This is a genomic window from Nocardioides abyssi (genome assembly GCF_030412915.1).
GTDB lineage: Bacteria > Actinomycetota > Actinomycetes > Propionibacteriales > Nocardioidaceae > Nocardioides > Nocardioides abyssi.
This window is the reverse complement of sequence record NZ_JAUHJR010000001.1, coordinates 258,724-280,397: the sequence shown is the minus strand read 5'-3', so window position 1 is coordinate 280,397 and position 21,674 is coordinate 258,724. Positions and strand designations below refer to the sequence as shown.

The window sequence follows — 21,674 nt, the reverse complement described above, 5'->3', positions numbered from 1 at the left end:
ACGGAGCCCGAGCACACGAACGCCCGCCCTCTAGCGGGGGACCTCGGGCGGGCGTTCGTGCACATCCAGGTGGATCGCTGCCCGGCCCCACAGGGGGACCGAGGCCGGGCCGCGTTCCGGAAGGGTGTTGCGTCCTCCACCTGTCGCGACCCGCCCCACGCGTTACACGCACCCCCGACCGGTCTGGACCAGGACGCAGGACCAGGACGCAGGACGGGGCCCGACGCCGCAGCGCCGGACCCCGTCCCAGGGAAGAAGTGGTCAGTTGACCCGGACGGTCATGAACCCCTGCTTCTCGTTGCTGTTCACCACGCGGATCGTCGTGCCGGTGCCGGCGACGCGGACGCTGCCCTGCGGGTTCGCGGGGTCGTAGTAGCGGTCCGGGTCGGTGTCGTCGAAGACCGGCGACTGCTGCCGCGAGGGCACCGCGAGCGTGGTCATCCCGCCGGCGGCCTCCCGGTGCAGGGTGATCGCGTCGGTCCGGGCGAGGCCGAAGGTGGCGTCGAAGGAGCTGATCCGGTTGCGGGCCAGCGTGCCGTCGGACCAGCGCAGCGCGGCCGCGTCGGCGTCGACCGGGAGGGCCTCCCCGGCACCGGGGTGCTGGCTGGTGTTGTTGTCACCGAAGAGGCTGTTGACGTACCAGACGAGCATGCCGTTCTGGTACGGGAACCGCTCCACCTGGTCGGGCGCCGAGACGCCCCAGCCGAAGTTGTACGGGCCTTCGGCGAGGGTGGTGTCGTAGCCGGCGTACTGCCGGTTCTCCGCCAGGTAGTAGTGGGTGTACTCCGAGGTGTAGGAGCCGTCCACGACCGGCACGAAGCCGTCGCGCTCCCAGGCCTCGTCGCCATCCTCGAAGCCCGTGGCGAGCGCGGAGCCCACGGCGACGTCGTCGACCTTCAGGCCGAGCTCGTGGTACGCCGCGTCGTTCTCCATCCGGAAGCGGACCTGCGCCTGCTCGCCGGCGTACGCCGCCAGGTCGGCGCTCAGCTCGACCCACTGGCCCGCGGAGGTGCCGGTGATCCCGTGGCCGTCGTTCTGGCCGTTGGGGTCGGTCTCGGTGGACAGGTTGGTCGCCAGCGGGGTGAAGGTCGACCCGCCGTCGGTGGAGATCTCGGCGTAGCCGTAGTCCCAGTCGGTCTCGATCTCGTAGTCGACCTTCGCGGTCAGCGTGGCCCCCTCGGGGACGGTGAACGCGGGGCTGGTGGCCGTGGCGTTCCGGTCGTCCCCGTTGCCGGAGTAGAGGTAGCGACTGCCGGTCGCGGCCGGGCCGACCTCGGTCTCGGTGGAGCCGTTGGGCAAGTTGACGAGCACGGCCTGCGGCGACTTGGTCGCGTGGTAGGCGGGGCCGAGCTTGACCTGGGCGGACTGCCCGGCGCGGACGGTGGCGTGGTCGAGCCAGCCGAGGAGCAGCTTCTCGTGCGGGCCCATGGAGTTCGGCGTGGTGCCGATGGCGCCCTCCTCGTCGTGGCTGAGCCAGGACCCGGAGCTCATGAGCGTCCAGAACGCGGTGCCGTTCTCCCCGCCGTTGGTGTCGTAGTAGTCGGGCAGGCCGAGGTCGTGGGCGAACTCGTGGGCGAAGACGCCCAGGCCGCCGTTCTCCGGCTCGGTGGTGTAGTCGCGGATCCACAGGCCGGTGTCGCCGATCTGGACGCCGCCGAACTTCGCGTCGGCCGGGCCGACCGGGGCGGTGGGCCGCACGGCCCAGCGGTGGGACCAGATGGCCGACTCGGGTGCGCCGGCCTCCTCGCCCTCGCCGGCGTGGATCGCCTGGAAGTGGTCGATGTAGCCGTCGGGCTCCTTGAAGTCGCCGTCGCCGTCGTGGTCGAAGCGGTCCCACACGTCGAAGCGCTTCAGGTAGTCGGCGATCTCGGCCTCGGACTTGCCGGCGGCCTGCTGGGACTCCAGCCAGGCGGTGGCGGTGTCGGAGATGAAGCGGGTCATGTCCTGGTTGGACTCGGTCATGCCGTAGCTGGCCGAGCCGTAGGGGACGGTGACCCAGTCGCTGACGTCGCCCTCGACGTCGAAGCGGCCCGAGGACATCTCGTCGTACACCTGGCGGAACGACGCGCCGTCCTGCTCGGGCATCCCGTTGAAGAACATGTCCATGAAGTGCGAGCGGTCGAAGGTCTCGCGCCAGTAGGTGCTGTTATCGCCCTCCGCCGGCTCCTCTATCTGGTCGTGCTGGGGGCCGGCGCCCTCGGCGGGGAAGCGGGGGTCGACCTGGTCGCCGAAGTCGACGAGGAAGGAGAGCAGCTGCGCGGTCTCCTGGGTGCCGTACTCGACCCACTGGCCGGGGGCGACCTTGACGGCGTCGGAGCCGCCCCGGTCCTGCGGCTGGGCCTGGCCGGTGACGACGAGCTCGGTCGCCCGGGCCTTGCCGGCGCGACGCTTGGTCTCGAGCGGGTCCGGACGGTCGTCGGCCTTCGCCTGACCGGCCGTCTGGTGGGTGGTGGCGTCAGGATCGGCGGCCGGGGTCGCCGTGGCCGGTCCTGCGACGGCGGCGGCGGCGAGCCCGAGGGCTGCGGCCACGCCGAGGACGCTGGTGGTCCTTCTGTTCACGTGTTCCTCCGAGATGGTTCCGAGAGGCCGCGCGGGGGCACGGCCGGCGTCACCCGACCACCCGGGAGGTGTCGTGCGGAAGGGTCTGGACCGTCCCGACCCGGCTTCGTTACGCATTCGAGACCGAACGCGCAGCGGCGTCACAACGCCCTCTACCGCACGTCAGCGCCCTTCCGCACCCGTCCTTTCGGGGGAGCCCGGAGACGGCTCGACCCCGGCCGGTCGAGGGAGACGCGCAGCGGCCCCGGCCGGTCGAGGAAGGCGCGCTGGCGCCTGTCTCGAGACCCGCCGGGGCCGACAGTCGGAGGAAGCTCAGCCGAGGATCAGCGCACCCGCCCGAAGAAGTGGCTGCGCGTCCAGATCTGCGCGCGGGTGACGCGCTTGCCCGAGCCGGGGGCGTGCCAGATGCGGTTGCCGCCGGCGTACACCGCGACGTGGTAGACCCCGCCGCCGTCGTGGAAGAACACCAGGTCGCCGGGGCGAGCGGCCGCGCGGCTGATCCGCTTGGTCCGGCCGACCTGGGCGCTGGAGGAGTGCGGCAGCCGCTCGCCGAGGGCGACGCGGTAGACGAACTGGGTCAGGCCCGAGCAGTCGAAGCGGTGCGGGCCGGCCGCGCCCCAGGCGTAGCGGTCGCCGTTCTGCCGGCGGGCGACGCGGAGCAGCCGCTCCCCGCGGGAGGGACGCTTCTTGCGGGTCTTCTTCTTCGCAGGGGCCTGCTGGGCTACCTGGCCGCCGCCGGCGGACGAGCCGGAGGTGCCGGAGGTGCCGGCCGGGGCCGCGGAGGCGGTGGGCGAGAGCGGGCTGACGCCGACCGCGAGGCTCAGGGTGAGAGCCGCGGTCAGGGCGACGAACAGCAGACGAGCACGCAGCAGCGCGCCGGTGAGGGCGTGGTTCAAGGGTCGATCCTCGGCGATCGCCTGCGGAAGTGGTCCTGTCGGGTTCGGGCGCCGTGCCCGGCCGAGCACTGCTCGGCTCCACCCCGAGCCCTCCTCCGCGGTGCGGTGGTGGGCGTCCTGCTCGGGTCTCCCGCGCCCGTCTCTGCTTCCTGTGATCGGTGTCCCCTGGCGACGTGACGGGCCTCGGCGCGGTCCAGGTTCGGCATGGTCGTGCCCGCGCGACGGCGCAGGCGACGTACCACCACGGAAACATCCAAGACGCCTCTCACCCAGTCGTGGCGGGCGTGAGCCTCGTCACCCGAGGCCTGGGGCGGGGCGGGGGTGGTCGTCGGTACCGTCGAGGGCGATGGCTGACGACGACACCTCCCAGGACGCCGCCAAGGCGCCGTCCGGGCTCGACATCGACTGGGTCCGGACCATCGCTGGCGCCCTCGCGGCGATCACGACCGCGGTCCTGCTCTCGACCCTCGGCGCGGCCGGCACGCTCATCGGTGCGGCGCTCGGCAGCGTCGCGGCGACCGTGGGCACGGCCGTCTACAGCCAGGGCTTGGCCCGGTCGCGGGCCAAGCTCGCCGAGGCCCAGGAGCGGGCGCTGCACAAGGTGGGCGAGGCCCAGGCGGAGGTACGCCGTGCGGCGCGGCGCGGGGACCCCTCGCGGCTGCCGCGGGCCGAGGCGCAGCTGGCCGAGGCCGCGGACGAGCTCGACCCCTCGGCCGACGGCCCGGGCGCCGACGACGGCGACGCGGACTCCCCCACCTGGCGCGAGCGGCTCGCGGTGCTGCCCTGGAAGCGGATCACGCTCGTCGCCGGCGGGCTCTTCCTCCTCGTCGTGGTCGTCATCAGCGTCTTCGAGGCGCTCACCGGCCGCACGGTCTCCTCCTACACCGGCGGCTCGGACTCCGACGGCGGCACCACGATCACCCGTATCACCGGCGGCGGCGGCGGCTCCGGGTCCGACGACGACGGCCGCGACGGAGGCCCCCGCGACCCGCAGCAGTCCCCGGCCGACCCGTCGGGCAGCACCACCCCCAGCGACGGCGGGACCCCCTCGACCGACCCGGTCCCGTCGTCGGAGGCACCCACCGAGGACCCGTCCACGGAGCCGTCGGTCGAGCCGACCCCCGAGGTGCCGACCCCGACGCCGTCCGCCCCGCTGCCCAGCCCGACCGGCACGCCCTGACCGCGAGCGGGTCGCATCCGGGCTGTCGGGTACCCGAGGCGGCATGAGCCACCGCGACACCGCCCGCGTGCTGCTCGAGCAGCACGGCACGACGTACGCCGAGGACGCCGGCATCACGGTCGACGACAAGCCGGCCGCCCTGTGGCAGCTGCTGGTGCTCAGCCTGCTCCTGTCGGCCCGGATCAGCTCGAGCATCGCCGTCGCGGCCGCCCGCGAGCTCTTCGACGCCGGCTGCACCACGCCCGAGCGCACCCGCGACACCACCTGGCAGCAGCGGGTCGATGCGCTCGGCCGGGGCGGCTACCGCCGCTACGACGAGCGCACGTCCACCCAGCTCGGGGAGCTCGCCGACAAGGTGCTCGACGACTTCTCCGGTGACCTGCGGCGCATGCACGAGGCCTGCGACGACGTCCCGGCGCTCGAGCAGGCGCTGCAGCAGTCCAAGGGGATCGGCCCCGCCGGCGCGGCGATCTTCCTGCGCGAGGTGCAGGGCGTGTGGCCCGACGTGGCGCCGTACGTCGACGACCTCGCCGCGAAGGGCGCCGATCGGCTCGGCCTCCCCACCGCGCCCGAGAAGCTGGCCGACCTCGTCCCTGCCCAGGACCTGCCGCGGCTCGTCGCCGCCTGCGTCCGGGCTGCCCGCGACCAGGACGTCGTGGACGACGTGACCGGGAGCGACGCCTGACCGGCGACCACAAGGGCGTCGCGAGCTGGGTACCGACCGGGCGTGCTGCTGCTCGTCGTGTACGCCCTCAGCGCCTCCCTCCCCCTCACGGCCGGGGCCCTGGTCGGCGTCCGCTGGCGGGTCCCGCAGCCGCTGCTCGCGGCCGCGCTGGCCTTCGCCGCGGGTGCGCTGATCGCGTCGGTGGCGTTCGAGCTCTTCGAGCCGAGCTACCGCGACGGCGGCCCGGTGCGCGCCGGTCTGCTGTTCGCGGCCGGGGCGCTGGTGTTCACCACGGCCGACTACTTCCTCGACCGTTACGTCAGCGGCACGACCGCCGGGTGGGCGCTGCTCGCCGGCGTGACCCTCGACGGCATCCCGGAGAACACCGCGCTCGGCGTCTCCCTCAGCGGTTCGGGCAGCGTCGCGCTGCTCGTCGCCGTCTTCGTCAGCAACTTCCCGGAGGCGCTCGCGGGTGCGCGGACGATGCAGGACCGTGGCCGCAGTGCTCGTTCGGTGGTCGCGCTCTGGGTCGGCGCGACGGTCCTGCTCGCGGCTGCCGTGGTCCTCGGCCGCCTCGTGTTCGCGGGCGCGTCGTCGGAGGCGCTGGCCTACCCGCTCGCCTTCGCCGCCGGTGCCGTTCTCGCCTCGGTCGTCGCCACGCTCGCTCCGGAGGCGTTCGGCAAGGGCGGTCCGCTCGTCGCCCTCGGCAGCGCGGCCGGGTTCCTCACCGGCTTCCTCCTCGGTGGGTGAGGGGCGCCGGCCCGGACTCATCTCTCCTCGCCCTAGGCGATCCGCACGTCATTGCCGAGCGGCTCGCGCAGGTCGAAGTCGAGGTCGGTCTCGACCGCTAGCCGAGCTCGGGCGACTCGGGCGAGCGTGGCGACGGCGAGCGGCTCACGCCGTCATCCCACCACGGGTCAGGCCCGTGCGGCGCCCATGCCGAGCAGGGCGGCCAGCCCGAGCGCGCTGCGCGGGGCGTACGCCGTGCGCCACAGCCCGCCGTGCGCCGCGGCGTACGCCTCGTCCTGCCAGGGGTGCTCGTGCCGCGGGCCGCCGCCGGTGTGCAGGTCGTGGACGAGCAGCGCGGCCATGAGCACGTTGGAGGTGGAGGGGTCGAAGACCTCGACGCCGAAGCGGTGGGCGCCGGCGTACGCCGCGGCGAGGGCGCGGTTCTTGACCACCGACCGGGTGCGGGTCGGCGGGGCGACGTTCATCGACACGGTCGCGCCCTCGTGGCGGGCGACGGTCGCGCGCCAGCGCTGCAGCCGCTTGGCCAGCGCGTAGTTGGGGCCCTGCTGCGGCACCAGCGAGTCGTTGACGCCGGGGGTGGCGCCGGGTGCGTACGGCCGGCGCAGCAGCCGCCCGCCGGACGCCGCCCGCAGCGGACGGCCGAGCGTCTTGGCGGCGCGGGACCGCGTCTCGTAGCGCTCGGTCGCCTGCGCCACCGCGTCCCCCGGCACCGCGAACACATCGGTGGGCGTGGCCAGGAACGCCAGCGCCACGTCGTCCCTGCTGCTCAGCAGGCGCCGGCTCAGCTCGTCGACGGCGGTGCTGACCCGGACGTTGGTCGCGCCGTCGGCGTACACGTAGTTGCCGACCACCAGCGTGCCCGGCTGCTCCGACAACCAGTGCGCGAGAGCAGGTACGTCGGCGAGCAGGTCGGCCCCCGGCACCGCTCCCGCCCGGGGCGCCACCACCGTGCCGGCCCCGGCCCGCGCCGTGTCGGCGACCCGGTCCCACAGCCCGTCGCGCGGCAGGTCGACCGCCGCGATGCGGGCACCCCAGCGGGTCAGCGCCTGCAGCGGTCCCATCTCGGACGCCGCACCGATGACCGCGACCGTGTGCCCCTCGAGCCGCAGCCACTCGGGGTTGTCCAGCACCGCACCGACCGCCTCGGCCACCGACGGCTCGACCACGCCGGCCTCGACCCACCGGTCGACCTGGCGCCTGATCTCGTCGCCGCGGAGCCGGTCGCCCCGGTACGGCAGCAGGAGCTCGTCGACCCGCTCCCCCGTGCCCTCCAGCTCGACCTGGTCGAAGCTCGTCCCGCTCTCCGGCCACGCCGCCAGCGACACCTCGCCGTCGTCGCCGAGCACTCGCATCCGCTCGTGCAGCGACGCGAGCCCCGCCCGCGCGATGCCCAGCGCGTCGCCTGGCGACCCGAGGCCCGCCTCGACGAGCCGGCGGAAGTACAGCAGGTACTCCCCGCGCCACGCCGTCTCCCGCTCCGCCGTCCGCGCCCCCACCTGGTCGACCGGCCGCAGCGCATCCGCCACCACCGCCCGCCCCACCGCGGTCGTGCTGCGACGACCTTCCTCGTCGCTCGGGAACACCAGTCCGTGCTGATCATCGGCCATGCTCGCCATCCTGCCCGGGCACACGTCGCAGGGGCAGCACCCCTGGGTTAGGTGCCGTCGCCGACTTCCCGCTTCGCAGGGTTCTTGTTCTGCCGTTCCTGCTTGGGCTTCGGTTTCGACTTCTCCGTGGGCTCCGGCGCGATCTGCTGGGTGAGGTGCTCGCCGAACCAGTGACCGGCCGCCGGCAGGAGCCCCGAGGACACGACAAAGAGCAGCGCCAACGCGGCAATGGCGAAGCGAAGTAGTTGCCCCGTCGCTGACGGCTTGGTTCGCCGACGCGCCTTACTCCCGCGTGGCTGACGCTGTGCGGACAAGGGCCGTGGTTGGGGCTGGGCGGACGTTCGAGAAGGCCATGGAGCCGCCGCGCCCGGTGCATTCGCCTGAGCGAGGGTCAGATCAAGCCCGACGCAAATCTGGCGCCGTTGCGCTTCGTCCAATCGGGGCGGCCGGCTCTTCAGCATCTCCACCACGTTGGCGGTGGAGCACACCATCACGTCACGCGCCCAGCCGGTCAGAGGCTCCTCGCGCACGAAGCACAACACCGGAACGGCCAGGCCGGCCGAGAGATCGGGCGTCACTAAGGAGATGGCGATGGCGGATTCCGCTGCCGAGACCACCTCTCGCTCGCGCTTGTAGCCGTTCTGCCGGAGAACCTGGTCGCGCACCTCGACCTTGCCAGTCCAGTTCTTGCTGTCGATGACGAAGACGCCTGGTGGCCCGACCACCACATGGTCGACGTTGGCGAGCCTGCGGCCAGGCCAGCGTCGATCGTGGAAGACGGTCCACTCGGCGGCCGGAAGCACCTCGAGTGCCCGCGCTGTTGCTTCCTCGCCCTCAGCGCCGCGCTGCCACTTCTCCGCAGACTTGGCTAGCCGCTCGGACTTCTCGCGCTGGCGCTGAGCCATGTCGCGGGCGGACTCTCCAGCCATGGAGCGTCTCCTCACGTCGTCGGGGGCAGGGACCTCGGGAAAGTAAAGACAAGGAGCGAGAGCGCTGTCCGCACTACGGGCCGATCTCCGCCGATCGGCTGGCCGGACTGACACACCCGGAGCAGGACAAGAACCTGCGAGAGGGCCCTTCCGTAGGTAAAGCTGTCCGCGATGAGCAGCGACGCCTTGCCCGACGGCCTATACGAATCGTTGGTGACGGCCTCACTCGCTGCCGAGGTCGGGGAGCTCGGAAGCGCGGCGCAGGTGAGCGGCATCGACGCTGTCGACGAGCCTCACGTCTTGGCGCGGCACGTGTACGACGCGACGAGGCGCCTGCTGGCCTCGACCCAGGACTCCGGGCAGCGCCGCAGCATCGTGAACGACTTGCTGGTGCAGCTCGAGGACGCCGCAGCCGACCCCCTGGCGCAGCCGACCCGACGGCTACTGCGAGTGGCGCGACCGTCGTCCCTCGGGGACGCCCCGCGGATCGGCCCGACGCGACCGAACACTCCCCTGACCGAAGCTGCCCTGCTCACCAACACTCGGGGCGAGCCCAACCTCGGCGCGGAGCTGCGCGCAGAGATCGACACGAGCGATGAAGTCGACCTGCTGTGCGCCTTCGTGAAGTGGCACGGCCTGCGCCTGCTCGAGAGCGAGTTGACGCGACTCCACGACCGCCGGGCACCGCTGCGCATCCTCACCACCACCTACATGGGTGCCACCGAGCGTCGCGCGCTCGACCGGCTGGTGCAGGACTTCGGAGCCGAGGTGCGGATTCAGTACGACTCAGCACGGACGCGCCTCCACGCGAAGGCGTGGATGTTCCGCCGAGCGACCGGCTTCGACACGGCGTACGTCGGCTCCTCCAACCTCTCGCGCGCTGCCTTGCTCGACGGCGTCGAGTGGAACGTCCGGCTCTCGTCGGTCGGCACCGGCGCGCTCCTCGATAAGTTCCGCGCCACGTTCGACACCTACTGGCACGATCCCAGCTTCGAGGCCTACGACCCCGACCGGGATCGCGACCGCCTCGATGACGCCCTGGCGGAGGCGTCCGGGCGGACACAGCACCAGAGGGTGACGATCAGCCTCTCCGGCCTCGAGGTCCGGCCGTACCCGTACCAACAGCAGATGCTCGATGCGGTCGAGGCCGAGCGGGAGACGCACGGTCGGCACCGCAACCTGGTGGTGGCGGCCACCGGGACCGGCAAGACCGTGCTGGCCGCGCTCGACTATCGCCGACTCTGCACCGGAAGCGAACGACCGTCGCTGCTCTTCGTCGCCCACCGCCGCGAAATCCTCGAACAGGCGGTCCGGACCTACCGCGAGGTGCTGACCGACGCGAACTTCGGTGAGCTGTACGTCGGTGGCATGCGGCCCGAGCGCGGCACGCACGTCTTCGCCAGCATCCAGTCGCTGAACTCGCATGGGGTCGACAGCATCCCCGCAGACGCATTCGACATCGTGGTGATCGACGAGTTCCACCACGCCGAGGCGGCGAGCTACCGCCGGCTCTTGGACCAGCTGGCCCCGCGCGAGCTGCTGGGCCTGACCGCGACCCCCGAGCGCGCCGACGGCGTCGACGTGCGGACGTTCTTCGACGGCCGCATCGCAGCCGAGCTGCGTCTCTGGGATGCCCTCGGCGCCGACCTGCTCTGCCCCTTCCACTACTTCGCGGTGGCCGACGGCACCGACCTGCGCCGGGTGAGCTGGAAGCTGGGGCGGTACGACGACGCCGAGCTCGAGAACGTCTACACGGGCAACGACCGCCGCGCCGCGCTGATCCTCAGCCAGCTGCTCGACAAGGTCTCCGACCCCGGCTCGATGCGCGCTCTGGGTTTCTGCGTCAGCGTGGCTCACGCGGACTTCATGACGCGCACCTTCAACGCCGCCGGAATCAGTTCGGCCACCGTCAGTGGTCGTACGCCGCAGGCGGAGCGCGAGCAGGCGCTGACGAATCTGCGCGCCGGCCAGGTGCAGGCCATCTTCACGGTCGATGTCTTCAACGAAGGCGTCGACGTGCCTGACATCGACACCGTCCTGTTCCTGCGCCCCACGGAAAGCGCGACTGTCTTTCTGCAACAGCTCGGCCGGGGACTGCGGCGCACCCGGGACAAGGCTGTGCTCACGGTGCTCGACTTCGTCGGCTACCACCGCAAAGAGTTCCGCTTCGATCTGAAACTGCGAGCGCTCACCGGGCAGACCCGCAAGGGACTCGAGCGCGAGGTCGAACGCGGCTTCCCGCTACTTCCCTCGGGATGCCAGATCGCGATGGATCGGCAAGCCCAGCAGATCGTCTTGGAGAACATCCGCGGCCAAGTGGCGACCCGGTGGCGCGACATGGTCACCGAGCTACGACGACACCCCGAGCACGACCTGCCCACCTTCCTGCGGGAAGCAGACCTCGAGCTCGCCGACGTGCTGAAGGCCGGCCAGAAGTCCTGGACAACGTTGCAGCGTGACGCCCGTGTCATCCGCGACGAGCCCACCGCCGGTGAGTCTGCGCTGTTGAAGCGCATGCGGGCGCTCGCCCACGTGGACGACCCGGTCCGGGCGTCGGCCTACCGCCGCCTCCTTGCCCCGGACCTCATGTCGTACGACGACCTCTCGGCTGGGGAACGACGACTCGCTCGGATGCTGTTCTTCTCGCTCTACCCGAGCGCTGAGCCCAGGACGTACGACGAAGGCTTGCGAGCTGCTGCTGAGCTGCGTCACGTCGCCGATGAAGCCTCGGCGATCGTCGACCTGTCCTTCGACGCTGCGCGGCACCGGACGATCGAGCTTGGGGACGACCTGGCCCAGGTGCCGTTGCGCGTGCACGGACGCTACCAGCGTGAAGAGATCCTGGCCGCGCTCGACTACGCCTCGCTGACGCGGAAGCCCACGAGCGTCATGCAGGGCGTGGCCTACTCCGCCGACCTCAACGTCGACATCCTGTTCGTCACGCTGAAGAAGAGCGAAGCCGACTTCTCCCCCACGACGATGTACCGCGACTACCCCATCGATGCGCACACGTTCCATTGGGAGTCGCAGTCGACGACGTCGGTCGCCTCGGCGACCGGGCAGCGCTACCTCATCGGCGGCAGCACGGTGCTGCTCTTCGTTCGGCATGAGCAGAAGGACGAGTTCGGCACGTCTCCGTACCTCTTCCTCGGGCCCGTCACCTATGCCGCTCACCAGGGTGACCGGCCGATCGCCATCACGTGGCGTCTGAGGCACGCCATGCCAGCGGACTTCCTCGCTTCGGCGACGCTGGCGGCCCGCTGACTCACGCCTGGTCGCGCGCAGACGGGCATTGCGCCGCCTAAGACGCTCGCGCGAGGTGGCGTAAGTCAGACGCCGGTGCAGAGCAGAGCGGGATCACCGATCGCTGGATAGGACTCGACCTCGTCGTGAGCCTCAGATCCGCCGGGTGAGGTGTCACGCAGTTGAAGACCCAGTCGGTAAGGGTGCGGGAGCTGGACCGTCCACTCGAGAGACATGCCGGGAGTCAGCGGCGGCGTTTCGTAGACCTGGACGTCGTCGGCCGTTACCGCAATGACGCCTGACGATCCGTCGTCCGAATCGTCGTCGAGACCGAAGACGCCCCGGAATGCCCTGCAGTTTCGTCCGGGCGTGAATTGGGACTCCCAGGACCCGAGGTGGGAGAAGGTATACGGACCGAACCCCTTGTAGACGCGGCCGTTGATCCCGAAAGTGCCGTAGACGGTTGTCCCACCGGTCTCGTAGTACGGGTCGTACTCCGACAACGGGATCCAGCGCCACACCTTGATGTTCACCGGTCTTGACGTCGTCGGCTTCGCCTTCTTGTACGCCACGACGGCGCGGAAGCGCTCAACGTTCTTCTCGGTTGCCAGCACCGCGAACCTAAGCCTGCGATTCCCACGCGGGTTGACCGTCTTGACGTCGTTCCATGCTGGGGCGTCCCAGCCATAGCGGGACGGCTGGTACCGCTGCAGGGTCACCATTTTCGCCTTGGCAGCTGACTTCAACGCCACAGTGAGCGTCAGGCGGTCTCCTTCTTCGGCCTCTTTGGTTGAAGACGAGATCGTGGCGCCCCGTTGCATCCGCGTCGCCTCGACTGCCGAACTAGCCGTGGGGAGCCCGGGAGGTTGCGAGGCGAGAGACGGCGTGGCGAGTCCAGTGGCGAGCGCAGCCAAACTCATCAACAAGACGACCGCGAACCTGAAACGAGACCGATGCACGTGTTGACCTCCCGAGAGTGGACCGATGGGTCACCTGCTTACCTGACCTTGCGCAGGCTTGCTCGGCGAAAGGTAAAGGCCTGTCCGATCGGCCAGAGGGCATCACCCATTCGCGCTAGCGGGACGCATCTGCCGGGCGCACAGGAGGCTGGGCGAGCAGGCGAGTGGATGTTCTGACCCGATGACAGTTCGCACACACGACGTCGCACTTCCCGAGCTCGCGAACCAACCGTTCGACAGGGCCACCGTGGTTGATGAGGTCGGCGATCCGGTGCTTCTTGACGCCGCGTGCATGGTCCCAATCAAGGCCACGGGCCCAGCCCGCCCAGCCGCAGTCAGCGCAGCCGAGACGCATCTTCAACGCGTCGTTGAAGTCCTGCCGGTCCAGCCTCGCTCGCCACGACGGCGGAAGTGTCGTCGCAGCACGCCAGGAATTGGGGCGTCGCGTCGCAGTCATGCGGCGGTGACAACGTGCGCACCGCGGCTCGCACTTCGCCAGCTCTGCTCGCAAGCGGTCGAGCGACACACACAGGGTCACAAGGCGACTGACGTTGCCGACCTTGACCTCACCCGGCCGATGGTCGGGCTCGATCGCGCGGATGTCGCGGTAGCCGCAGTCGATGCATCCTTGAAGCTTCCACTCGTCGACTGCAGTTCGCAATCGGGCACGGGACTTCCTGAGATCGTCCTGCCCTTTCACCCTGCGACGGGCCCTGGCCGCTTCGAGTCCCCGTTCGCGGTACTCCGGGTTCGCCCATCGCCGTTTGTTCTGGGCACGGGTTTGCTCCCGCGCCTCAGCCGTTTGTCTCGCCGCTGCTTGGGCTTTTCTGCAGCGCGTCGCTAACCCGCTGTAGCGACGGGACTCGTTGTTGAAGTCGATCGCCGGCTGAAACATTTGGCACGCGGGACACCAGATCGGCGTATCTGGCGTGATCTCTGCGGCAGGCGGGCGGCGGTAGCGCTTAGGCGCGGTCGTTGACACGGCGTACGTCCTGTCCCGACCCCAGGGTTTCGCTGGCATCACCCTTCTAGCGGCGCCCACCGACATCAGGATGACGAACGGCCCCGACACCTGGCGGTGTCGGGGCCGTTGTACGGGCGCCTAGTTGTCAGCTGCAGCCGGAGGTGCTGCCGCAGCCCTCGCAGACGTAGCAGGAGCCGGCGGGGCGCATCTTGGTGCCACAGGTGAAGCAGAGCGGGGAGTCGATCGCGGTGCCGGTGATCTTCTCCAGGAGCTCGGCGGTGGTGTGGGCGTCGCCAGCGGGCTTCGCCGGGACCTCGCGGGCCTCGGCGCCGTGGGTGTCCTTGGTCTCGACCTCGACGTCGTCGGCGACCTCGGCCTCGACGACGGCCTGGGAGGTCGGGCCGGACTCGATCAGCTCGGCCGCGCCGCCAGTCTCCTCGACCGGCTCGTAGGAGCCGGTCTCGAGGTGGCGCTGGCGCTCCTGGGCGGAGTAGATGCCCAGGGCGGAGCGCTGCTCGAAGGGCAGGTAGTCCAGGGCGAGGCGGCGGAAGATGTAGTCCATGATCGACTGCGCCATCCGGACGTCCGCGTCGTCGGTGAGGCCGGCCGGCTCGAAGCGCAGGTTGGTGAACTTCGAGACGTAGGTCTCCAGCGGCACGCCGTACTGCAGGCCGATCGAGACCGCGATCGAGAACGCGTCCATCACGCCGGCCAGGGTCGAGCCCTGCTTGCCGAGCTTGAGGAAGATCTCGCCGAGCTCGCCGTCGTCGTGCGCACCCGAGGTCATGTAGCCCTCGGCGCCACCCACGGTGAAGGAGGTGGTGCGCGAGACGCGGGACTTCGGCAGGCGCTTGCGGGTCGGGGCGTAGACGACCTTCTCCACGACCTTGGTCACGGCCTCGGCCGCGGCGTCCGCCGCGTCGGCGGCGTCCTTCTTGGCCTTGCCCCCGCCGTCGGCCAGCGGCTGGCCGACCTTCGCGTTGTCGCGGTAGATCGCGGTCGCCTTGAGGCCGAGCTTCCACGACTGGAGGTAGACCTCCTCGACGTCCTCGACGGAGGCCGTCTCGGGGAGGTTGACGGTCTTGGAGATCGCGCCGGAGAGGAACGGCTGCGCCGCGGCCATCATCCGCACGTGGCCCATCGGCTTGAGCGCGCGGGCGCCCATCGCGCAATCGAAGACCTCGTAGTGCTCCTGCTTGAGGCCGGGAGCGTCGACGACGTGGCCGTGCTCGGCGATGTAGGCGACGATCGCCTCGACCTGCTCGGGCTGGTAGCCGAGCTTCTTCAGCGCGCGCGGCACGGTCTGGTTGACGATCTGCATCGAGCCGCCGCCGACGAGCTTCTTGAACTTCACCAGGGAGAAGTCGGGCTCGATGCCGGTGGTGTCGCAGTCCATCATGAAGCCGATGGTGCCGGTGGGCGCGAGCACCGAGGCCTGCGCGTTGCGGAAGCCGTTGGTCTCGCCCAGGGCGATGACGTCGGCCCACGCCTTGGTGGCGAGACGGTGCACGGCCTGGTCGTTGGTGTGCAGCGGGCGGACGGTGTCGTTGGCCGCCTGGTGCTTGCGCATGACCCGCTTGTGGGCGTCGGCGTTGCGGGCGTAGCCGTTGTAGGGGCCCACGATCGCGGCGAGCTCGGCCGAGCGCTTGTAGGAGGTGCCGGTCATCAGCGAGGTGATGGTCGCAGCCATCGAGCGGCCACCCTCGGAGTCGTAGCCGAGGCCCATCGCCATCAGCAGGGCGCCGAGGTTGGCGTACCCGATGCCGAGCTGGCGGTAGTCGACGGTGGTCTGGCCGATCGCCTCGGTCGGGAAGTCGGCGAAGCAGATGGAGATGTCCATCGCGGTGATGATGAACTCCACGGCCTTCGCGAACAGCTCGGCGTCGAAGGTGTCGTCGTCCTTGAGGAACTTCAGCAGGTTCAGCGACGCGAGGTTGCACGAGGAGTTGTCGAGCGACATGTACTCCGAGCACGGGTTGGACGCGGTGATCCGGCCCGTCTCCGGGTTGGTGTGCCAGTCGTTGATCGTGTCGTCGTACTGCAGGCCCGGGTCGGCGCACTCCCACGCGGCGGTGGCGATCTTGCGGAACAGGCCGCGGGCGTCGACCTTCTCGATGACCTCGCCGGTCATCCGGGCGCGCAGGCCGAACTCGGTGCCGTCCTCGACCGCACGCATGAACTCGTCGGAGACGCGGACGGAGTTGTTGGCGTTCTGGTACTGCACCGAGGTGATGTCGGCGCCGCCGAGGTCCATGTCGAAGCCGGCGTCGCGCAGCGCGCGGATCTTGTCCTCCTCGCGCGCCTTGGTCTGCACGAACTCCTCGATGTCGGGGTGGTCGACGTCGAGGACGACCATCTTCGCCGCACGGCGCGTGGCGCCACCGGACTTGATGGTGCCCGCGGAGGCGTCGGCACCGCGCATGAAGGAGACGGGACCCGAGGCGGTGCCACCGGAGGACAGCAGCTCCTTGGAGGAGCGGATGCGAGAGAGGTTCAGGCCGGCGCCGGAGCCGCCCTTGAAGATGAAGCCCTCCTCCTTGTACCAGTTCAGGATCGAGTCCATCGAGTCGTCGACGGAGAGGATGAAGCAGGCGGAGACCTGCTGCGGCGACGGGGTGCCGACGTTGAACCAGACGGGGCTGTTGAACGAGAAGTACTGGTGGACCAGGAGCCAGGTCAGCTCGTGCTCGAAGACCTCGGCGTCGGCCTCGCCGGCGAAGTAGCCGTGCTCGCGGCCGGCCTTGGTGTAGGTCTTCACGACGCGGTCGACGAGCTGCTTGAGGCTCCACTCGCGGGCGTCGGTGCCGACGGCGCCGCGGAAGTACTTCGTCGTCACGATCGTGGAGGCGTTGACCGACCAGAAGTCGGGGAACTCCACGCCGCGCTGCTCGAAGACGGACTCGCCGGTCTTCCAGTTGGTCTGGACGACGTCGCGGCGCTCCCAGGTGATCTCGTCGTAGGGGTGCACACCGGGCGTGCTGAACACGCGCTCGAGCGTGAGCCCCTTGCCGCCTGCTGCTGCGCCGCTGGTGGCAGCGCCGCTCACCGTCTCCGTCATCCTCTGGTCCCGTCTCTCGAGGTGGTTTCTTCGATCCTTGCTGCCACCACCGACAGTGCGGTGGGACAGGTCCTGCTGTGCCTGGCTGGCGTGGGTCCTGCTGAGGTGGTGCGCCCGGCACGCAGCTTCCCCACTACGTGCCGGGCGGTCTGTGGTCAGCCCGTGGGCTGAGGGGCGGGCTCCGGGACGACGCGGTCGGCCCGGAGCGCGGCGATCTCGGCCGCGAAGTCGTCGGCGCTCTGGAAGGCGCGGTAGACGCTCGCGAACCGCAGGTAGGCGACCTCGTCGAGCGCCCGGAGCGGACCGAGGATGGCCAGGCCGACCTCGTGCGCCGGGATCTCCGCGGCGCCCGAGAGGCGCAGCGCGTCCTCGACGGCCTGCCCGAGGCAGGCCAGGTCGTCCTCGGAGACCGGGCGGCCCTTGCAGGCCTTCCGGACGCCGGCGACGGCCTTCTCGCGGGTGAACGGCTCGGTCGCGCCGCTGCGCTTGAGCACGGTCAGCTGCATCTGCTCGATCGTCGTGAAGCGCTTGGCGCACGAGGAGCAGGTGCGCCGCCGGCGGATCGAGCCGCCGTCGTCGGCGACCCGGGAGTCGAGCACCCGGGTGTCGGTGCCGCGGCAGTACGGGCAGTGCATCTCAGGTGCCTCCTTCCGGGCGCGCCTCGGACACCCTCGGGAGGGTGTCGTTACCTGTGGACGATCTGGGGATATCGGGCCCGTCACTGTGTAGAACAACGAGCTTCCTGTGGGGCTTCCACCCTGGTGCTGTGCACTAGATGTGGATAACTACATCCTTGTAAGTACTAGATGTGGGGGAACCGTACGCCGGGCTCGGGCCGGGCGCAAGCCGTTCGGCGTGTCTCGCCCCGGACCGCCGGGCTCTGGTCCGGACCACTCCGCAAACCCGCAGGTCAGCGCCGCGAGGGCAGGTCGACCGGAGCCGGGTCGGAGGCGACGTACCGCAGCCGGAGGTGGCGCCCGCCGGGCCGCCGGGCGGCCACCTCGACCGTCGCCGGCAGGGTGGCGACGTCCCGCTCGACCACCTCGCGCAGCACGGCGGACCCGGACCGGCACCGCACCCTCGGCGAGCCGAACCCCGATCCCGAGGACTCGTCGCTGAACCCGAGCTCGACCGACCAGCGCGGACCCGGCCGGCAGTCGACGTCGGCGCGGGCCACCAGCCTGCGCGGGCCCGACCGGCGCACGACGCCGGCGAGGCGGGCGTCGGTGACGACGACCATCGAGCCCGCCTCGGAGTACGCCGCGTGGCACTCCGCGCCGCGCGGCCCGCTCAGGCGCAGCACTCCCCCGACCGCGGCGCCGTCGACCTCGAAGCCGACCGCCAGCACGTGCGCACGCACGTCGGCGGCCAGCCGCGTGTCCTCGGTGTCGTCGACCCCGACCTCGACCAGGTGCTCCCCGCGCCACCGCCCGTCCGGCACCCCGCGCAGCCGCACCGCGACCGTCGTGCGGTCACCGTCGAGCACCTGGCGCAGCACCACGCGGCCGCTCGGCCCGCAGTCGCCGCGCACCGTCACCGTGCGCTCGGCGGGCGGCTCGTCGGTGGGTGGCGCGTCGGCGGGGGCGGCCGACGCGGCGGGCAGGCCGGCGCCCAGGAGGACGACGGTGGCGGCCAGGGCTGCGCAGCGGGTCATGGGTCCATGGTGCGCCCGTTCCGGCGGGTCTGCGCGGGTCCGGCCGGCGGGCTTCGAGACGGCCCTGGCGGGCCTCCTCAACCAGCCGGACGGGGGCGGGCTTCGAGACGGCCCTGGCGGGCCTCCTCAGCCAGCCGGGGTCGACCAGCCGGGGTCAACCAGCCGCTGAGGCGTCGACGCCGCAGATCATGGCCAGGTCGCGCCACCAGGAGAGGCGGTAGGGGCGGCCGTCGTAGTCGCGACGCTGGTTGGCTCCGGACGGGCCGGGGAGGACGAAGACCTGGGCGCGGCCGACGTACCAGTCCTGCACGCCCAGGTGCGGGCGTCCGCGGCGACCGAGCGCCTTGGCGGCCTCGTGGGCGGCACCCTTGCCGGTGATCGCGAGCCACTCCGGCTGCCAGGACTCCATCTGCTCGGCGAGCCGGTCGATCGCCACCCGGCGCGGGTCCCAGTGGCCGACCAGGTCGGTCAGACCCATCGGCGTCCCGTCCACCGGCTCGGCGAGCAGCCGGTCCTCGTGGGGGGCCAGCTCGCGGCCGGTGAAGCCGGAGAGGTGCAGGGAGGACCAGAAGCTGTTGCCCGGTCCCTCGTAGTAGTGGTCGCGGTGCTTGGTGCTCGCCGCACCCGCCAGCCCGCAGAACACCACGACCGGCTCGGGCGCCACGATCGGCGGCAGGACCATCACCACCCGCGGCCGGTGACCGCGGCGGCGTACGACCACACCTGGCGGCGTGACGTTCCCGGGCGGGCCCGCGCGGGCACCGGGGCCGACATGGACGCTCTGCGTGGCCTCCTCGGCCTGGCCGTGCTGGTGCTCGTCGCGGTCGCCTTCTCCCGGCACCGCCGCGGGATCTCGTGGCGCACCGTCGGGGTCGCGCTGGCGCTGCAGGTCGCCTTCGCCGCGCTCGTGCTGCGCTGGGGGCCCGGCGAGCGGGCGCTGGAGTGGCTCTCCGACCGGGTGGCCGCGCTGATCGGGTACGCCGAGGAGGGCACGGTCTTCGTCTTCGGTCCGCTGACCGAGGTCGGCGAGGAGGGCGAGACGGTCTTCGCGCTGTCGGTGCTGCCGGTCATCGTGTTCCTGGGTGCGCTGGTGGGCTTGCTGTTCTACCTGCGCGTCATCCAGTGGACGACGTACGTCGTCGGCGGGGCGCTGTCGTGGCTGCTGCGGGTGAGCAAGGTCGAGTCGTTGTACGCCGGCACGGTGGTCTTCCTCGGCCAGTCCGAGGCGCCGCTGATGATCGCGCCGTACCTCCGCTCGCTGCGCAAGGGCCAGCTGTTCACCGTGATGGCGGCCGGGTTCGCGGCGGCGGCGGGCTCGACGCTGGTGGGCTACTCGCTGCTCGGCGCGCCGCTGGAGTACCTGCTGGCGGCCACCGTCATGAACGCTCCCGCCGCGCTGCTGATGGCCAAGATCATGTGGCCGGACTCGACGCCGGAGGGGCCCGACGACGGCCCGCTCGACGAGGCCGAGGAGGGCCCGGAGGGGCACCCGGCCGAGCTCGACGTGCGCAGCGTCCGCGACACCGAGTCCCGCAACGTCATCGACGCGCTCGGCCGCGGCGCGCTCGCCGGCGGCAAGATCGCCGTGACCGTCGGCGCGCTGCTCATCGCGTTCATCGCGCTGATTGCGCTGGCCAACGGCATCCTCGGCGCCGTCGGCGGCTGGTTCGGCGCGGACGGCCTGACCCTCGAGAAGATCCTCGGCTGGGCGCTCGCGCCGCTCGCCTGGCTGCTGGGCGTGCCGTGGTCCGAGGCGGTCGACGCCGGCTCGTGGATCGGGCAGAAGACCGTGCTCAACGAGTTCGTGGCGTACGCCGACTTCGGGCCGAACGTCGACGCGCTCTCGCCGGTGACGGTCGCTGTGGTCACCTTCGCGCTGGCCGGCTTCGCGAACTTCTCCTCGATCGCCATCCAGATCGGCACCCTCGGCTCGCTGCTGCCCGAGCGGCGCGCCGCCGTCGCCGAGCTCGGCCTGCGGGCGCTGCTCGCCGGCAGCCTGGCCAACCTGTCCAACGCAGCGATCGCCGGTGTGGTGATCGGGATCGGGACCTAGCCGGCGGTGACCGCTCCGGCGTCGGCCTCCTGGGCCGTCCCCTCCAGAGCGAACCACACGGTCGTGCCGATCGCGTCGCGCTCCGAGCCCCACCGGTCCGCGAGTGCGTCGACCAGCTGCAGGCCGCGCCCGTAGACGCGCAGCGGGTCGAGGTCGTCGGAGGGGTGCGGCTCCCCCGTGCTCTGCTTGCCGAGGCCCCCGAGGTCGCGGACCGTCACCGTCAGCACGCCGTGATCGAGCACGACGCGCAGCTCCGAGGCCGTGCCCGCATGGACGACCGCGTTGGTGACCAGCTCCGAGAGGCACAGCTGGGCGTCGTCGACCGCCTCGCCCTCGACCCCCCACGCACGCAGGTGCTCGCGCAGGAACCGGCGCGCCGCGCCCGTCGCCCGCGGGTCGCCCTCGAGCAGCACGCTGGTGGTCAGCGCACCCTCCGGCACGACCGGCTCCTCGGGCACCGCGTCGGAGCCCTGGCGACCCGAGACGAGCCGCACGCGGCGCACGGCGTCGGAGGCGCGGCGCGCGATCGAGGTCAGCGTCGCGACCCGCCGCTCGTCGAGCGCGGCCCGGTCGGCCAGGAAGACCAGCAGCCCGCCGATCGGCGAACCCGTCCCCGGCAGCGGCAGCGCGACCAGCGCCGCGACGCCGCGCTCGCGCTGGTCGGCCAGGAACGCGGCGTACCGCCCGCCGAGCTCGTCGAGACCGCCGCACACCGTCTCGCCGGTGCGGACCACGGTCGTCAGGGGTACGTCGTCGTAGGCGTCGATGTGGCACCACGCCAGCTCCGCCTCGTCGGCGGCCGCGGCGCTGTCGACGAACCGCAGCCGCCGGCCGCCGCCCTCGCTCAGCGCCAGCGCGGCCCGGAGCACCGACGGACCGCCGGCCACCACCGCGAGCACGGCGCGCGTGACCTGGTCGACGTCGGCGGCGTCGCGGAGGAACGGATCGAGCATGGGCATGGGTCCGGTCGACGCGCCGAGACCCCCGCCCGGCATCGACGAGGTCCCCACATCGCCCTGCACGGGTGACAGCGTAAAGCCTTTGCGCGTCTTCGGCGCGGCACGATCACCCGCCGACCTCCGGACCAGGTCCTGCCGCTGCACCGCGGTGGCCGGGCCGCGGGTCGGGGAGGCGGGGTCGTCGGCGATCAGGGATGAT

16 protein-coding genes are annotated in these 21,674 nt (G+C 71.4%); 5 read left to right on the top strand and 11 right to left on the bottom strand.

Translation table 11 applies throughout. The features are described 5' to 3' along the window. Positions 1–261: 261 nt before the first annotated feature. On the bottom strand, positions 262–2,529 hold the full coding sequence (locus QWY29_RS01365) for an immune inhibitor A domain-containing protein (RefSeq protein WP_300958859.1): 2,268 nt from the start codon (positions 2,527–2,529) through the stop codon (positions 262–264). Between the two features lie 353 nt (positions 2,530–2,882). Continuing rightward, on the bottom strand, positions 2,883–3,455 hold the full coding sequence (locus QWY29_RS01360; protein WP_300958858.1) for a C40 family peptidase: 573 nt from the start codon (positions 3,453–3,455) through the stop codon (positions 2,883–2,885). Between the two features lie 346 nt (positions 3,456–3,801). Between QWY29_RS01360 and QWY29_RS01355 the strand changes: the two genes are divergently transcribed. The 3 genes from QWY29_RS01355 to QWY29_RS01345 are packed head-to-tail and all read left to right on the top strand — an operon-like array spanning position 3,802 to position 6,049. Further along, the gene (locus tag QWY29_RS01355; RefSeq protein ID WP_300958857.1) at positions 3,802–4,635 is read left to right on the top strand and encodes a DUF1090 domain-containing protein; all 834 of its coding nucleotides are present in this window, start codon (positions 3,802–3,804) and stop codon (positions 4,633–4,635) included. 43 nt (positions 4,636–4,678) lie between these two features. Further along, entirely contained in the window at positions 4,679–5,320 is a 642-nt protein-coding gene (locus QWY29_RS01350) for an HhH-GDP family DNA glycosylase (protein WP_300958856.1), read from the top strand. 42 nt (positions 5,321–5,362) lie between these two features. Continuing rightward, a complete protein-coding gene (locus QWY29_RS01345; protein WP_300958855.1) occupies positions 5,363–6,049 on the top strand; it encodes a ZIP family metal transporter in 687 nt (228 codons plus the stop codon). A 167-nt stretch (positions 6,050–6,216) separates the two neighbouring features. Here QWY29_RS01345 and QWY29_RS01340 read toward each other — a convergent pair whose 3' ends face one another. Then, positions 6,217–7,656, bottom strand: a complete 1,440-nt coding sequence (locus QWY29_RS01340) for a hypothetical protein (protein ID WP_300958854.1) — start codon at positions 7,654–7,656, stop codon at positions 6,217–6,219. Positions 7,657–7,703: 47 nt separating this feature from the next. Then, positions 7,704–8,585 (bottom strand): nuclease-related domain-containing protein, encoded by an 882-nt coding sequence (locus tag QWY29_RS01335; protein WP_300958853.1) that lies wholly within the window; start codon positions 8,583–8,585, stop codon positions 7,704–7,706. A 171-nt stretch (positions 8,586–8,756) separates the two neighbouring features. Here QWY29_RS01335 and QWY29_RS01330 point away from each other — a divergent pair, with 171 nt between their 5' ends. After that, positions 8,757–11,849, top strand: coding sequence for a DEAD/DEAH box helicase (locus QWY29_RS01330; protein ID WP_300958852.1), 3,093 nt, complete (start codon positions 8,757–8,759; stop codon positions 11,847–11,849). 65 nt (positions 11,850–11,914) lie between these two features. Here QWY29_RS01330 and QWY29_RS01325 read toward each other — a convergent pair whose 3' ends face one another. The 6 genes from QWY29_RS01325 to QWY29_RS01300 form a co-directional block, all read right to left on the bottom strand. Continuing rightward, complete coding sequence (locus QWY29_RS01325) at positions 11,915–12,649, bottom strand: hypothetical protein (RefSeq protein WP_300958851.1); 735 nt, start codon at positions 12,647–12,649, stop codon at positions 11,915–11,917. Positions 12,650–12,902: 253 nt separating this feature from the next. Further along, entirely contained in the window at positions 12,903–13,769 is an 867-nt protein-coding gene (locus QWY29_RS01320; protein WP_300958850.1) for a hypothetical protein, read from the bottom strand. A 127-nt stretch (positions 13,770–13,896) separates the two neighbouring features. Then, a complete protein-coding gene (locus QWY29_RS01315) occupies positions 13,897–16,809 on the bottom strand; it encodes a vitamin B12-dependent ribonucleotide reductase (protein ID WP_300958849.1) in 2,913 nt (970 codons plus the stop codon). Between the two features lie 155 nt (positions 16,810–16,964). After that, complete coding sequence (gene nrdR, locus QWY29_RS01310; RefSeq protein WP_300958848.1) at positions 16,965–17,444, bottom strand: transcriptional regulator NrdR; 480 nt, start codon at positions 17,442–17,444, stop codon at positions 16,965–16,967. Positions 17,445–17,719: 275 nt separating this feature from the next. Beyond that, positions 17,720–18,463, bottom strand: a complete 744-nt coding sequence (locus QWY29_RS01305) for a hypothetical protein (protein WP_300958847.1) — start codon at positions 18,461–18,463, stop codon at positions 17,720–17,722. A gap of 154 nt (positions 18,464–18,617) precedes the next feature. After that, complete coding sequence (locus QWY29_RS01300) at positions 18,618–19,145, bottom strand: mismatch-specific DNA-glycosylase (RefSeq protein ID WP_336621824.1); 528 nt, start codon at positions 19,143–19,145, stop codon at positions 18,618–18,620. 90 nt (positions 19,146–19,235) lie between these two features. Here QWY29_RS01300 and QWY29_RS01295 point away from each other — a divergent pair, with 90 nt between their 5' ends. After that, complete coding sequence (locus QWY29_RS01295) at positions 19,236–20,516, top strand: NupC/NupG family nucleoside CNT transporter (RefSeq protein WP_300958845.1); 1,281 nt, start codon at positions 19,236–19,238, stop codon at positions 20,514–20,516. Here QWY29_RS01295 and QWY29_RS01290 read toward each other — a convergent pair. Then, entirely contained in the window at positions 20,513–21,475 is a 963-nt protein-coding gene (locus QWY29_RS01290; RefSeq protein ID WP_300958844.1) for an ATP-binding protein, read from the bottom strand. The two genes, QWY29_RS01295 and QWY29_RS01290, sit on opposite strands and share 4 nt — an antisense overlap. Positions 21,476–21,674: the final 199 nt, after the last annotated feature.

What these genes read in the sequence shown, in the direction of transcription:
- QWY29_RS01355 (WP_300958857.1), top strand. Translation starts at nt 3,802, where the DNA reads ATGGCTGACGACGACACCTCCCAGGACGCCGCCAAGGCGCCGTCCGGG.
- QWY29_RS01350 (WP_300958856.1), top strand. Translation starts at nt 4,679, where the DNA reads ATGAGCCACCGCGACACCGCCCGCGTGCTGCTCGAGCAGCACGGCACG.
- QWY29_RS01340 (WP_300958854.1), bottom strand. Translation starts at nt 7,656, where the DNA reads ATGGCCGATGATCAGCACGGACTGGTGTTCCCGAGCGACGAGGAAGGT.
- QWY29_RS01335 (WP_300958853.1), bottom strand. Translation starts at nt 8,585, where the DNA reads ATGGCTGGAGAGTCCGCCCGCGACATGGCTCAGCGCCAGCGCGAGAAG.
- QWY29_RS01330 (WP_300958852.1), top strand. Translation starts at nt 8,757, where the DNA reads ATGAGCAGCGACGCCTTGCCCGACGGCCTATACGAATCGTTGGTGACG.
- QWY29_RS01325 (WP_300958851.1), bottom strand. Translation starts at nt 12,649, where the DNA reads ATGCAACGGGGCGCCACGATCTCGTCTTCAACCAAAGAGGCCGAAGAA.
- QWY29_RS01315 (WP_300958849.1), bottom strand. Translation starts at nt 16,809, where the DNA reads ATGACGGAGACGGTGAGCGGCGCTGCCACCAGCGGCGCAGCAGCAGGC.
- nrdR (WP_300958848.1), bottom strand. Translation starts at nt 17,444, where the DNA reads ATGCACTGCCCGTACTGCCGCGGCACCGACACCCGGGTGCTCGACTCC.
- QWY29_RS01305 (WP_300958847.1), bottom strand. Translation starts at nt 18,463, where the DNA reads ATGACCCGCTGCGCAGCCCTGGCCGCCACCGTCGTCCTCCTGGGCGCC.
- QWY29_RS01300 (WP_336621824.1), bottom strand. Translation starts at nt 19,145, where the DNA reads ATGGTCCTGCCGCCGATCGTGGCGCCCGAGCCGGTCGTGGTGTTCTGC.
- QWY29_RS01295 (WP_300958845.1), top strand. Translation starts at nt 19,236, where the DNA reads ATGGACGCTCTGCGTGGCCTCCTCGGCCTGGCCGTGCTGGTGCTCGTC.
- QWY29_RS01290 (WP_300958844.1), bottom strand. Translation starts at nt 21,475, where the DNA reads ATGCCCATGCTCGATCCGTTCCTCCGCGACGCCGCCGACGTCGACCAG.